This window comes from Brevibacillus aydinogluensis (assembly GCF_961514395.1).
In the GTDB taxonomy this organism is placed as follows: Bacteria; Bacillota; Bacilli; order Brevibacillales; family Brevibacillaceae; genus Brevibacillus; species Brevibacillus aydinogluensis.
Genome location: NZ_OY569118.1, coordinates 2,592,501 through 2,605,610, shown reverse-complemented (window position 1 = coordinate 2,605,610; position 13,110 = coordinate 2,592,501). Strand labels below are relative to the sequence as shown.

The following is a 13,110-nucleotide window of genomic DNA, read 5'->3' as shown; positions in this document are numbered from 1 at the left end:
CGATACACATGGTTCAACAAGCACAGCTCATCTATGTCGTCTCTGATTCCATAGGCGAAACCGCCGAGCTGGTCGTCCGTGCAGCGGCCAGCCAGTTCGACCGTTTCGCGATCGACGTGTACAAGTACCCCTATATAGAAGACAAGGAATCCATCGACGAAATCATCGCTTCGGCCAAGGAATCGAAAGCGATGATCGTTTTTACGTTGGTGGTGCCCGAACTGAAGGCGTACATTTTGGAACAGGCCGCCTTGCACGCCATTCCTATCGTCGATGTAATGGGGCCGCTGATGAACTCCCTGCAGGTGATGCTCAACGAGCCGCCGATTGGCAAACCGGGTCTGGTTCGCCGCCTGGACGAGGAGTATTTTCGCAAGGTGGACGCCATTGAGTTTGCCGTCAAGTACGACGACGGCCGTGACCCGCGCGGACTTTTGCGCGCTGACGTGGTGCTGATCGGCGTTTCCCGCACGTCGAAGACGCCGCTCTCGATGTACCTGGCCAACAAACGGCTGAAGGTGGCCAACGTACCGCTCGTGCCGGAAGTGGAACCGCCGGAGGAACTGTTCCAACTCCCGCCGGAGCGCTGTGTCGGGCTGACGATCAACCCCGAGCAGCTGAACAGCATCCGCACCGAGCGCCTGAAGGCCTTGGGCCTGACCGCACAGGCCAACTACGCCAATCTGGAACGGATCAACGAAGAACTGGCGTATTCGCAGCGGATCATGAAGCGGATTGGCTGCCCGGTGATTGACGTCTCCAACAAGGCTGTGGAGGAGACGGCCAACATCATCCTGGAAATCATTCGCAAAAACAAGCTGCGTGGCGAAAAGAAGTAGAAGAAAAAAAGGGTTTTGGCGTTTCTTGTAGAAGAATAGATAGCCGTCCTTCCTTTTTGAATGCGGCTGCGCGGCGTTTATTGTCTGCGGAAATGTGGAAAAGTAGAAAAGAGTGCATTTCCCAGCAGGAAAATGACGAATTTTGACGAACTAAATATCCTCATTGTGCGATTCTCTAAAAAGGTGGAAAGACATGGCTGGTCCCTATTCAGCTGATTTTGTGAACCGAGTCCGTGCCGCTGTGGATATCGTGGACGTGGTGGGAGAATACGTTCAGCTCCGGAAAAGTGGGCGGTCGTTCGTCGGTCTGTGTCCGTTCCACTCGGAAAAGACACCCTCCTTCAACGTCAACGCGGAGCGACAGTTTTTTCATTGCTTTGGCTGTGGGGCAGGCGGAGATGTCTTTTCCTTTTTAATGAAGATGGAGCAGTTGACCTTCCCCGAAGCGCTGCACAAGCTGGCGGAACGCGCAGGGATTGAACTGCCCATGACGCACGCCAAGGAGGATGACGATCCGCCGGAGAATCGGGCCAAGCAGGCGATGCTTTCGGCCCACCAATTGGTCGGCAAACTGTACCATTACGTCCTGACGGAAACGCCCTACGGAAAGGAAGCGATGACCTATCTGTCGAAGCGCGGCCTTTCGCCGCAGACCATTGCGGATTTTCAGATCGGATTCGCGCCCGATTCGTGGGATTTCGTCACGCAGTTTCTGCAAAAGCGCGGCTTTTCCCTGGACCAGATGGTGGAAGCGGGGCTCTTGGTCAAGAGTGAAACAGGCAACATCTTTGACCGCTTTCGCGGACGGATCATGTTCCCCATCCACGATTCGCAGGGAAACATCATCGGTTTTGGCGGCCGGCTGCTGGAAACCGCTTCTGCATCCAGGCAGCAGGCCAAACAGCCCAAGTACCTAAACAGCCCGGAAAGTCCGCTGTTCAACAAGAGCGCCAACTTGTTCAATCTGCACCGGGCCCGTCCTTTCATGCGAAAGCGAAAGCAGGCGCTGCTGTTTGAGGGCTACGTCGATGTCGTCTCGGCATGGCAGGCCGGTTTTCACCAGGGCATTGCCACACTGGGGACCGCACTGACCGAGCAGCAGGCGCGGATCATCCGCCGCAACGTGGAACAGGTCGTCCTCTGCTACGATGGAGACGCTGCCGGCCAGGAGGCGACGGCCAAGGCGATTCACATCCTGCAGGAGGCCGGACTGATCGTGCGGGTGGCACCGCTGCCGCAGGGAACAGACCCCGACGATTACATCCGCCAGCACGGCCCGGAGGCGTTTTCGCAGCAGGTGCTGCTGCAGGCGATGCCGGTGACCGCGTTTCGCTTGAAACATTTGCGCGCCAGCCACGTAATACAGGATGAGACAGACCAGGCGCGGTTCATCGAAAAGGCGCTTGCCATCGTCATCGAACTGAACAGCCCGGTAGAGCGGGACTTGTATTTGCGGCAGTTGGCGGAAGAATACTCAATCTCGCTTGACACGCTCAAGTGGGAGGCCCGTCGGCTGTACAAACAGCAAAAAAATAACAGCCACAGGGATAAAGTATCGCCAGCATGGAATAATAGTATAAATAATGGAAAAGTTACGCGCGCAAAAACACTGCCGCCCGCTTACCATACGGCCGAGCGCATGCTGCTGTACTACATGATGCGAAACCGGCACATTGCAGAACGCGTCCAGACAGAGTGCAATGCCTCTTTTCAGGTGGATGAACACGACGCGCTGGCTGCCTATCTGTACGCTTACTTCGCAGAAGGACATCCGGAAGACCCTGGACAGTTTATCCATTACCTGCAAGATGAATCGTTAAAGCAATTAGCCTCGGGATTGGCGATGATGGAGTGTAAAGAAGAGGTATCTGATCAAGAGATCGGGGACTACATCAAGCAAGTGAATCACTACCCGAAGCGCGCCGAGCTGGAGCGACTGCGGGAAGAACAACGCAGCCTGCACCTCCAAGCCTCCTCCGCAGACAGCGAGGAAGCGCGCAGAGAACTGGAAATTCAAGCAGCCGTCATAGGGATGAAGATTCTTGAATTGGAAAATGCTTTAAAGGAAGGGTAGCATCCGATCATTCCCGGGGAAGGAGGGATAGTAGATGAACAAACAAAACATCACGTCAGACTTGGAAGCAGCGTCCATTGAACAAGTGAAGGAACAGTTGGTCGAGTTGGGTAAAAAACGCGGTGCGCTGTCATACAAGGAAATCATGGAACGCCTCTCCGGATTTGAGCAGGACTCGGACCAAATGGATGAGTTCTTTGAATATCTGAGCGATCAGGGAATCGAGCTGAACAACGACAGCGATGACGACGACGATGTGGACGATTTGATCATGAAAGACGAGGACACCGAAGAGTTCGACTTCGACGATCTCTCCGTACCACCCGGAATTAAGATCAACGACCCTGTACGCATGTATCTGAAGGAAATCGGTCGTGTTCCTCTGCTTTCCGCCGAAGAGGAGATCAAACTGGCACAGCGAATCGAGCAGGGGGATGAGGAGGCCAAGCGGCGTCTGGCGGAAGCCAACCTGCGCCTGGTGGTATCCATCGCCAAGCGTTACGTCGGTCGCGGCATGTTGTTCCTCGACCTGATCCAGGAAGGTAACATGGGCTTGATCAAAGCCGTTGAGAAATTCGACTACCGCAAGGGATACAAGTTCAGCACCTACGCGACCTGGTGGATTCGCCAAGCCATCACCCGCGCCATTGCCGACCAGGCGCGCACGATCCGCATTCCGGTTCACATGGTGGAGACCATCAACAAGCTGATTCGCGTATCCCGCCAACTGCTGCAGGAACTGGGACGAGAGCCGCTGCCGGAAGAGATCGCGGAAAAAATGGATCTGACGCCGGAAAAAGTGCGGGAGATCATGAAGATCGCACAAGAACCGGTGTCGCTGGAAACGCCGATCGGCGAGGAAGACGACTCCCATCTGGGCGACTTTATCGAAGACCAGGATGCGCTGGAACCGTCTGACGCAGCCGCTTACGAACTCTTGAAAGAGCAATTGGAAGACGTGCTGGATACGCTGACCGATCGCGAAGAAAACGTGCTTCGTCTGCGTTTTGGCTTGGATGACGGTCGCACCCGCACGCTGGAAGAAGTAGGAAAGGTGTTTGGCGTGACCCGTGAGCGGATTCGCCAGATCGAAGCGAAAGCCCTGCGCAAACTTCGCCATCCGAGCCGCAGCAAACGCTTAAAAGATTTCCTCGAATAACCGATATAGGTAGTAAGTGGCCTACGTGAAGCCGGCGTAGGCTTTTCTTTTTCCAACGGGCAAACGATACGCGCCCACGGCTGCTGCAGTTTGCCCTCCACCATAGTACCTGTCGTGAGGAGGGGCTCGCGTTGGACGATCGGCGCAAACGCATCATCATCGCCGAGATCGAAAACTGGCGGCGCAACAACCTGCTGCCTGAACATTACTGCATCTTCTTGTTGAATCTGTACACCGAAGGAGATTGTCCGCCAACTCCTGCTGCCGTTGGCAAAGAAGGAGAGAAGGGAACAGGATCTGCTTCGGCGTCTGCGGGAGGGACGAAAACAACGCGGCCGTACGTGTCCGGGAGCAACCATCCCGTATCGGGGAAGATGATCCTGGCCTGGCTGTTGGGCGCCTGCCTGCTTGCAGGAATGATCTTACTTGCTTTCCATTTTAACCGTTTCACCCCCTTAATGCAAATTGCCATCTTTACCTTTTTTGTGGTTCTCTTCTATATACTGGCATTCATTTTCCGCCGGTCTGCCACACCTTTGCCTCATCTGTTGCTGGGGCTGTCGTCCCTGTTGCTGATTTTCGGCGGGGTCTACATCCTGAATCAGTGGGAAGGGTCACTTTCGCTCCTGCTCGCGTACCTGGCCGTCGTCTGTCTGCTGTGGTGCGCCAGCGCGTTTCTGTTCGGTTATGAGTATCTGCTGTACTGCGGGCTGATCGGACTTAGCCTGGTGTATGGAGTGGCCACGCTTGAGCGGGTGGGGACAGGGTATGCCTGGTGGCGGGCGGAACTGTACTGGGTGCCGATTGCCTGCCTGATGACCGGGTTCGGATTTTTGCTGCACGGCCGTCATCCGAAGTGGGCAGGCGTTCTCGCCGTCTGCGGCATGATCATCTGGTTTGGCGCGGAGATTCAGTCCCTCTACATCCCACAGGCTCGGCAGGACGTCATCCAGCTCCTGCTGTTTGTCAAAGTATTCGCAAGTTCCGTGCTGTTTTTTCTGACGCGGTCCTACTGGTTTCAGTGGCTCAGACTGTAGAGCCTGCTTGGCCGGTGGACAAAAAAGGTGTACGATTGGGCTACATGCAACGTGCGAGGTGAAGTGTGTGGATACCAAATGGCGGGTATTGCTATTCATCGTGTTGGCCGCCGTGTTCTTCGGCGTCGAGACGTTTGCCAAAGTGGTCAACGTTCCGACCTATAATATTGGATACATTCTGGGCATTCTCTCGTTCATGGCGGGAATTGTTATCGGGGCGCGCAGGCGGTGAGCGCGCTTTTTTTGTTTTCTCGATCAATACTTTTCAGAAAAAACATACACATCCGACAGTTTGCTGATGTATAATGGAGATACCATCTGAACAAACGCTCAGTCAGAATGGGTGACATCTTGATGATCGAGTAAAAATCGCTTGCAAGGAGGCGGACAACCATGCACTTTGACCTGACGGAAGAACAGCGGATGCTAAAAAGCATGATCCGTTCGTTCGCCGATGAAGTAGTGGCACCGGGAGCGGATGAGCGGGATCGCACCAAGACGTTTCCCGTTGAGATTTTCAAGCAGCTGGCCGAGCTGAATCTGCTCGGGCTGCCGTTTCCAGAGGAGTACGGCGGTGCGGGGGCGGATACGGTCAGCTTTGCCATTGTCGTCGAAGAACTGAGCCGTGCGTGCGGTTCGACCGGGATCACCTATTCGGCCCACATCTCGCTGGGCGGGGCGCCGCTCGCCCTGTTTGGCACGGAAGCGCAAAAGCAGAAGTACCTGACGAAAATCTGCTCCGGCGAGAGCTTGGGCGCCTTTGGCCTGACGGAGCCGAACGCCGGTTCGGACGCGGGCGGCACGAAAACGACTGCCGTGCGGGACGGCGACGGGTGGCTGATCAACGGGTCGAAGTGCTTCATTACCAATGCCTCGTACGCCCAATTTGTCGCGCTGACGGCCGTCACAGACAAAGAAAAAGGCTCGCGGGGTATCACCGCGTTTATTGTACCGACGGATTCGCCCGGCTTCACGGTGCTGGCCAACTACGAAAAACTCGGTCTGCATAGCTCCAACACGACGGAGCTGATTTTGGAAAACGTTCGCGTGCCGGACGAAAACATCCTCGGCAAGCAGGGCGAGGGCTTCAAGCAGTTCCTGATCACGCTGGACGGCGGGCGCATCGGGATCGGCGCGATGGCTGTCGGTATCGCCCAGGCGGCGTACGACAAGGCGTTGGAGTACGCCCGGCAGCGGACGGCATTCGGTCAGTCCATTTCCAAGTTCCAAGCCATCCAGCACAAGCTGGCGGACATGGCGATGCAGATCGAATTGGCCCGCAATATGGTGTACAAGGCTGCCTGGCTGAAAGACAGCGGCCGAAAGTTCACCAAGGAAGCGGCAATGGCAAAGCTGTACGCGTCGGAAGTGGCGATGGCCGTCACCCATCAGGCAATCCAGATCCACGGCGGCTACGGGTATATGCGGGAATACCAGGTGGAGCGTTTCTTCCGCGACGCCCGTCTGCTGGAAATCGGCGAAGGCACTTCGGAAATCCTGCGAAATGTGATCGCCCGAGAAATCGGCTGTTAATGAAGTGGCGAACGTGTTCCCTGCCTTGTCAAAAGGCGGGGTTTTTTTCGTGCTTTTTTGCATTGGGCAATCTTGGAGAAATAGGGTAGAATAAAGGACATGGAAGGTGAAGAACAGGTATGACATCATCATTAATCATTTCCAAGCGGCTTGAGACGATTGCCCGCTATTGTCCGCAGGGAGCCCGCGTTGCCGACATCGGTTCGGACCACGCGTTACTGGCTTCTTATTTGCTTGTGCGGGGCATCGCTTCGTTCGTGATCGCCGGAGAGCTGAACGAAGGTCCGTATCAAGCGGCTCTCCGGCAAATCCAGACGCTGGCGTTGCGGGACCGTGCGTCGGTGCGCAAGGGTGACGGGCTGTCGGTCCTTCGCCCGGGCGAAGTGGACGCAGTCTGCATCGCCGGCATGGGCGGTCAATTGATTGTCTCGATACTCACAGCCGGGACTGACAAGCTGGAGGGAGTCCAGCGCCTGATCCTGCAGCCCAATGTGGGAGAAGAACTCGTCCGCCGCTGGCTGCTGGAAAACGGTTGGCAGCTGGTGGCGGAATCCATTTTGGAAGAAGACGGCATCATCTACGAAATCCTTGTGGCGGAGCGGGGCGAGCCGGTCAAGCCGTACGAAGGGAAGGAGCGCAGCCGGGACGAACTGCTGCGCATCGGTCCGTTCCTGTGGGAGGAAAAGTCGCCGATCCTCCTGAAAAAGTGGCAGCAGGAGCGGGACAAGTGGCAGCGGGTGCTGTCCCAACTGCAGCGGTCGCGCAAGCCGGAGGCGGCGGAACGGACCCGGCAGATCGAAGCAGAACTGGAATGGTTAGACGAGGTGATCGCATGTTTGCACACGGACAAACCGTAATCCAATACGTGGAGCAGTTGGCCCCCAAAGCGCTGGCGGTGGAAGGGGACAAGATTGGCCTGCACGTCGGGACGTTGAACAAGCAGGTAAAAAAAGTGATGGTGGCCCTTGACGTGCTGGAGGAGGTCGTCGACGAAGCCATCTCCGAAAAAGTGGATCTGATCGTTGCCCACCACGCGGTGATTTACCGGCCGCTCAAGCACTTGCGCACGGATCTGGCCGCCGGGCGGGTCTTTGAAAAACTCTTGAAACACGACATCGCCGTCTATACGGCACACACCAACCTGGACGCTGCCGCCGGCGGATTGAACGACTGGCTGGCCGAAGCGATCGGTCTGAGCGATGTGGAGGTGCTGGACGTCAGCTATCAGGAGCCGTTGAAAAAGCTGGTCGTCTACGTCCCGCTTTCCCATCGGGACGCGGTGTTTCAGGCCGTATCCGAGGCAGGAGCCGGTTGGGTCGGCAACTACAGTCACTGTTCGTTTCAGGTGGAAGGAACGGGAACGTTTTTGCCGCGGGAGGGAACCAATCCCCACATCGGCCAGCAGGGTACGCTGGAGCGGGTGGAAGAAGTCCGGCTGGAGACAGTAATGCCGGCTTCCCGTCAGGCAGCCGTGATCAAGGCGATGCTGGCCGCCCATCCGTACGAAGAGGTTGCCTACGACGTAATTCCGCTGGAGGCGTCCGGCACCCGGTTGGGTATTGGCCGAATCGGCAAGCTGACGCAGCCCGTGACACTGCGTGAGCTGGCGGAGCAGATCAAGGAGCGTTTCTCGCTTACCGGCGTTCGTGTCGTCGGCGATCTGGACGCCCCTGTGCGCAAAGTGGCCGTGGTTGGCGGGGATGGCAGCTCGTTTGTGTCCAAAGCCATTTTTCGCGGAGCCGACGTGTTCGTGACGGGCGATATCGGCTATCATACTGCTCACGACGCGCAGGCGGAGGGGCTGTTTATCATAGACGCCGGCCACAACATTGAAAAAATCATGAAAGAGAAGCTGGCTTCCTATCTGGCGGAAAAATTAAAAGCAAACGGCTACCAGACGGAAGTATTTCCTTCCTCCGTACACACGGATCCGTTCCAATTTGTATAGGCAGGCCGCGCGCGCCCGCCGACAGGCGGAAAGCCGGCTGTTTGACCGCAGGCGGAGCGCCGATACGGCTTGCGGAAGGTGCGTGTGAGTAAAACGATAGGGGGATTTTTGTGCGAAAAACTATCCAAATCATGGCGTGCGGGTTGCTCGCCTCGGTGCTGTTTGCCCCAGTGACCGCCCGCGCCAGCGAAGTCCCGTACGAGGACATCGGGAAGCACTGGGCCAAAGCAGCGATTGTTCGCGGGGTGAAGGCCGGCCTGTTTGCGGCAGGCGCCGGCATTGACCGCTTCTATCCGGAACGGGAGATGAGCCGGGCCGAGTTTCTCGCTTTGATGGATCGGTTGTACGAACTGGGACAGCTTCATTTGTACCCGCTCACCTTTTTGTCCGAACACGAGGCGTACGGCTTTGGAGAAGGGTTTGACGAGCCGTATCTGCCATACGCGGATGTGGACCGGCTGACCTGGATGTACGATCCGATCCTGCGCGTCTCTGTTTTGCTGGAGCGCCTGTACGGCCCCGGGGCGATTCAACAGGTGTTTCCCGGCAAGGAACTGCATCCCAACCAGCCTATCACCCGCGAGGAAGCGGCCAAACTGCTGCAGATGTACACGATGGGCACAGACGGGGAGCAGGCCTGGCAGAATATTTCCAAAACTGGTTGGATGGACGGTCGGCCGGAGCAGAAGCTGAAGCGGGGTGAGGCTGCCGTCGTGGCCGACCGGCTGCTCGCCTCCATGCAGGGGGACTTGCTGCTGCCGTTGCTTGATTACAACGGCCAAAAGTTTCCTGCGATTCCGGAGATTCAGGAACTGTTTCCGATGTTCGCGGCTTACACCAATCAGCTGACCAAGGACGAAGAGACATTTGTCCAAGCGGTGGAAGCGATCCGCAACCACGAAGACAGCGAGGAGACGTTTGCAGACCTGGAGCGTCTGGCCGGGTCCACGTTTGACAACCAGGTCGGTGTGCACTACTACCTGAGCTGGAATTCGGGGACCACGCTTGCGGACAATCTGGACCAGGCATTTTTGGCCATCGACGCGTATTTCGCCGACAAGATCATTCTGCCCGACACGCTTCGCCTGCTCTGTGCCAACGTCTACGACATCGCGGTGCAAATGGGGGCAGAAGACCCTGCGGTGTACGGGCAGATCCTGGAGCGTCTGGGCAGCTACGAACCGAAAGTGCGGCAAGGTTCCGAAGAATGGCAATCGCTGGCCGTTTACCTGGCCGCGTTGGAAGTGAAAAGCGGCAAAACGGAAGCAGCCCTGGCCCGCTACCGCTCGTTTGCCGACAAAAAGACGGAGGCACTGCTCAACGCGGTGTACTATCTGGTGGAAACCAACCGACTGGATGAAGCGGAGAAGTTGCTGGCCAGTCCGGACATCTCCGATGCGGCAGACGCAGTCCAGCAGTTGGCGCAGCTGCTGTCCCAGGAGTTGGCTGTGCTGCGGCAGCAGCCTTCGCTGATTACGGACCTTGCGCATACATTCAAACGGATGGACAACAAGGACGGCTACATCGCTCGCGGGGAGGCCGTTCTGCGCGGCTTTTTGTTGAAGTACACACAGGAAGTGGACCAACGCGAACGGATCGGCCACACGTCCGGTATCTTCCAGTCCCCGCAGCAGCTCGTGCTGGACAAGTGGGAGAGCTATACGGACCTCCGTAAGAAACTGCATTACGAACGAGACGTTGAACGCGGAGTCTGGGAAAAAAGCAGCATTGGCGAGGCTGATTTCCTCTACGAATGGGTACCCGAACTCAGCGTCGCGGAACGGGCGAAACTCCTGCACGCCCGCTATTTCAAGCAGTCACTCGGCCGTTACGACGTCATCACCGAGTGGATTCCCGGGCCCGCTTTGGTGGAGCAGGTGAAGAACCGCTCGTTTAAGGCCGGCAAGGTGAAGCAGATCCCGGTGTTTATGAACAAGTACTACATCGACCGCGACACGGATTTGCTGGTGCAGCGGGTCTGGCGCTATGAAGAGATTTACGATACCGAGGAGTACGTGGCTTTTGCGGGCAAGGAAACGTATTCCTTCCCCTATGAGGTGCATGTGCGCATTCCGGACGAAGCGGTGAAGGGGGCGACACGATGAAGCGCTTGATCATGGGCCTGCTCGCCGCAGTTCTGACGGCCGTTTCCGTCCCCGTGCAGGCGGAGGAACAGCCGTTTGCGGTGACAGCAGAAGTATTTCAATATGTACTGGACAATCATTTGACCAAGCCCACTGCCAAGCAGTTGGTACAGGGAGCGCTCAGTCACGTCAGCGAGGAGGCAGGCAAACAAGCCCACCTGACGCTGAAACCTTCGGAGGATGACGACACGCTGCCGGAGATGGTGCAGCGGTTGGCGGAATGGCAGCGTACCGCACGACTGGATCAATCGCTGCTGAACCGCTGGGCGATTGACGGGATGCTTGCCACGCTGGACGACCCGCACACGATGTATTTCACCCGGGACGAGTTACGGGTGTTTGCGGCGGACGTCGAAAACCAGTTTGTCGGCTTTGGTTTCCGTCTGCGGATGCTGGATGGACTGCTGGTGATCCGTGACATCGTGCCGGGATCGCCGGCTGCCGCTTCCGAACTGCGGAAAGGAGATCAATTGCTGGCAGTAGACGGCAAGTCCCTCAAGGGCAAAAGTTTTGAGGAAGCATTCGCCTTGCTGCAAGGAGAAGAAGACAGCGAAGCCGTTTTGACCATCTACCGCCCTTCAGAAAAACGGGAAAAACAGGTCCGCCTGAAACGGGCTGCCGTGACGATGCCCGAGGTGGAAGGAGACCTGTTTGAAGGCAGCGCGATTGGCTACGTCAGCCTGTCCACCTTCGGATCGGCAGCGGCCGTACAGCTTCGTGACAAGCTGGAGCAGCTTTCCCGCGTTCGCCCCTTGAAAGGGCTGATCCTGGATTTGCGCGACAACAGCGGCGGTTACCTGTCCACTGCTCGTGACGTGGCCAGCTTGTTCATGGAAGAAGGTCTGTTGATGTACACGACCAACCGCAACGGCGTGGAAGTAGAGACCTGGGTTCGCAACGGCCGAAACGTCGGGTATCCTGTCCGCATACTCGTCAATGAAGGGACTGCCTCTGCATCCGAACTGGTGGCGGGGGCCCTGCGCGAACACGGCATTGCCGTGCTGGTGGGCAGCAAAACCTACGGGAAAGGCAGCGCACAACAGATCATTCCGCTGTCCAACGGGGATGCGCTGAAGCTGACGCTGCACGAGTACTTTACTCCCAAGCACACCGTGGTCAATCACGTCGGTCTGGAGCCGGACCTTGCGGTGGAGGACTACGCGGCACAGGTTGTGGAAGCCCTGCGATCGCTTCATGTACAGACGTATCGCCTGACGGAAGAAAACGGCGACACGGTGATAAACGGCATCGCGTTTCCTGCGGTCGATCCCTTGTTCAAACGGGAAAACGGCCAGTGGCTGGTGAGGACGGCCGTTCTCTCCACGCTGCTCGGCGAGGCCGCTGTCGGGGAGCAGGAGTACGTGCCGATCGCTCCGTACCTGCAGCGGCACCAAACGCTTAAACTGCAACAAATCAACGACGAGCCGGTGCTCGTCTACACGGCGCCAATACCGGCCGCGTCCCGATGAATTTGAAGCCCCTGCCTTCTTCGGCAGGGCTTTTCCTTTTTGTATAGAGCACATGAAAAGACAAACACTAACATGTGCGACAACTACTAACGGACAAGGAAGACAGACGGATGAAAAAAGTTCTCCTCTTCCTCATCGACTCCATGATGTCGGATGTGCTGGAGCGATGCGTGGCGATGGGGAAAGCGCCCGGTTTGCAGTTTTTCATGGAGCGGGGGCAGTACATTTCGGACTGCGTGACCGTGTTTCCGACCATGACCGCTTCCGTCGACTGTTCGCTTATCACGGGTGTATACCCCGATCAGCACAAGGTGCCGGGACTGGTCTGGTACGATCCCGAGACGAACGAGATGATCAACTACATAAACGGAACCGCTTCGGTTGGAAAACTCGGCTTTGAACACTGCGCAAAAAACGTGCTGTTCGACTTGAACGAACGCCACCTCAGTCGGGACGTAAAGACGATACACGAGGTGCTGGAGGAAAACGGGCTTGTCTCTGGCTCGATCAACGTGATTGCCCACCGCGGGCACAAACGCCACAAGGTGCACATGCCGCCCGTGCTGGATGCCGTTACCCGCTTCAACCTGCGCGAAAAAGCTAGCGGCCCCACGATCATGAGCCTGGGCACGCTGGTCCGCCCTGCCCTGTTTCGCCCGATTGTGTGGAATTGGGCCCAGTCTGCCGCCAAGGGGTACGGCATCAACGATACGTACGCCATTGACGTCCTGATCGAAGTGATCAACAGCGGCCAACAGCCGGATTTTACCCTGATCTATCTCCCGGAGAACGACCACAAGCTGCACGTCTCGCCGCATGAGGCGGTTGAGCACCTGGCCGAAGTGGATGAGCAGTTGGTGCGTTTTTTGGACAGCTACAGTTCCTGGGAACAGGTGCTGGAGCGTAA

At 57.0% G+C, this 13,110-nt stretch carries 11 protein-coding genes (1 of these 11 cut by a window edge); all 11 read left to right on the top strand.

The features are described 5' to 3' along the window. Positions 1-8: 8 nt before the first annotated feature. Complete coding sequence (locus Q7F15_RS12850) at positions 9-839, top strand: pyruvate, water dikinase regulatory protein (RefSeq protein ID WP_249178960.1); 831 nt, start codon at positions 9-11, stop codon at positions 837-839. A 193-nt stretch (positions 840-1,032) separates the two neighbouring features. Beyond that, a complete protein-coding gene (gene dnaG / locus Q7F15_RS12845; protein WP_171565308.1) occupies positions 1,033-2,913 on the top strand; it encodes a DNA primase in 1,881 nt (626 codons plus the stop codon). Positions 2,914-2,947: 34 nt separating this feature from the next. Next, positions 2,948-4,072 carry an RNA polymerase sigma factor RpoD gene (rpoD, locus tag Q7F15_RS12840; RefSeq protein ID WP_171565307.1) on the top strand — a complete coding sequence of 375 codons (1,125 nt, stop codon included), beginning with the start codon at positions 2,948-2,950 and terminating at the stop codon, positions 4,070-4,072. Between the two features lie 131 nt (positions 4,073-4,203). Beyond that, the gene (locus Q7F15_RS12835) at positions 4,204-5,109 is read left to right on the top strand and encodes a hypothetical protein (protein WP_171565306.1); all 906 of its coding nucleotides are present in this window, start codon (positions 4,204-4,206) and stop codon (positions 5,107-5,109) included. Between the two features lie 67 nt (positions 5,110-5,176). Next, entirely contained in the window at positions 5,177-5,341 is a 165-nt protein-coding gene (locus Q7F15_RS12830) for a hypothetical protein (protein ID WP_171565305.1), read from the top strand. A gap of 161 nt (positions 5,342-5,502) precedes the next feature. Beyond that, a complete protein-coding gene (locus Q7F15_RS12825; RefSeq protein WP_212132399.1) occupies positions 5,503-6,642 on the top strand; it encodes an acyl-CoA dehydrogenase in 1,140 nt (379 codons plus the stop codon). 119 nt (positions 6,643-6,761) lie between these two features. Beyond that, positions 6,762-7,499: a tRNA (adenine(22)-N(1))-methyltransferase gene (locus Q7F15_RS12820; protein ID WP_171565303.1), complete on the top strand. Its 738-nt coding sequence runs from the start codon at positions 6,762-6,764 to the stop codon at positions 7,497-7,499. Beyond that, entirely contained in the window at positions 7,475-8,590 is a 1,116-nt protein-coding gene (locus tag Q7F15_RS12815) for a Nif3-like dinuclear metal center hexameric protein (RefSeq protein ID WP_212132398.1), read from the top strand. The genes Q7F15_RS12820 and Q7F15_RS12815 overlap by 25 nt, the downstream gene beginning before the upstream one ends. A gap of 110 nt (positions 8,591-8,700) precedes the next feature. Next, positions 8,701-10,695: an S-layer homology domain-containing protein gene (locus Q7F15_RS12810; protein WP_171565301.1), complete on the top strand. Its 1,995-nt coding sequence runs from the start codon at positions 8,701-8,703 to the stop codon at positions 10,693-10,695. Next, the gene (locus Q7F15_RS12805) at positions 10,692-12,203 is read left to right on the top strand and encodes a S41 family peptidase (protein ID WP_171565300.1); all 1,512 of its coding nucleotides are present in this window, start codon (positions 10,692-10,694) and stop codon (positions 12,201-12,203) included. The genes Q7F15_RS12810 and Q7F15_RS12805 overlap by 4 nt, the downstream gene beginning before the upstream one ends. A gap of 110 nt (positions 12,204-12,313) precedes the next feature. After that, positions 12,314-13,110: the 5' portion of an alkaline phosphatase family protein gene (locus Q7F15_RS12800; protein ID WP_171565299.1), read on the top strand. It continues 685 nt past the right edge of the window; the window shows 797 of its 1,482 coding nt (coding positions 1-797); it begins with the start codon at positions 12,314-12,316; the stop codon falls past the right edge of the window.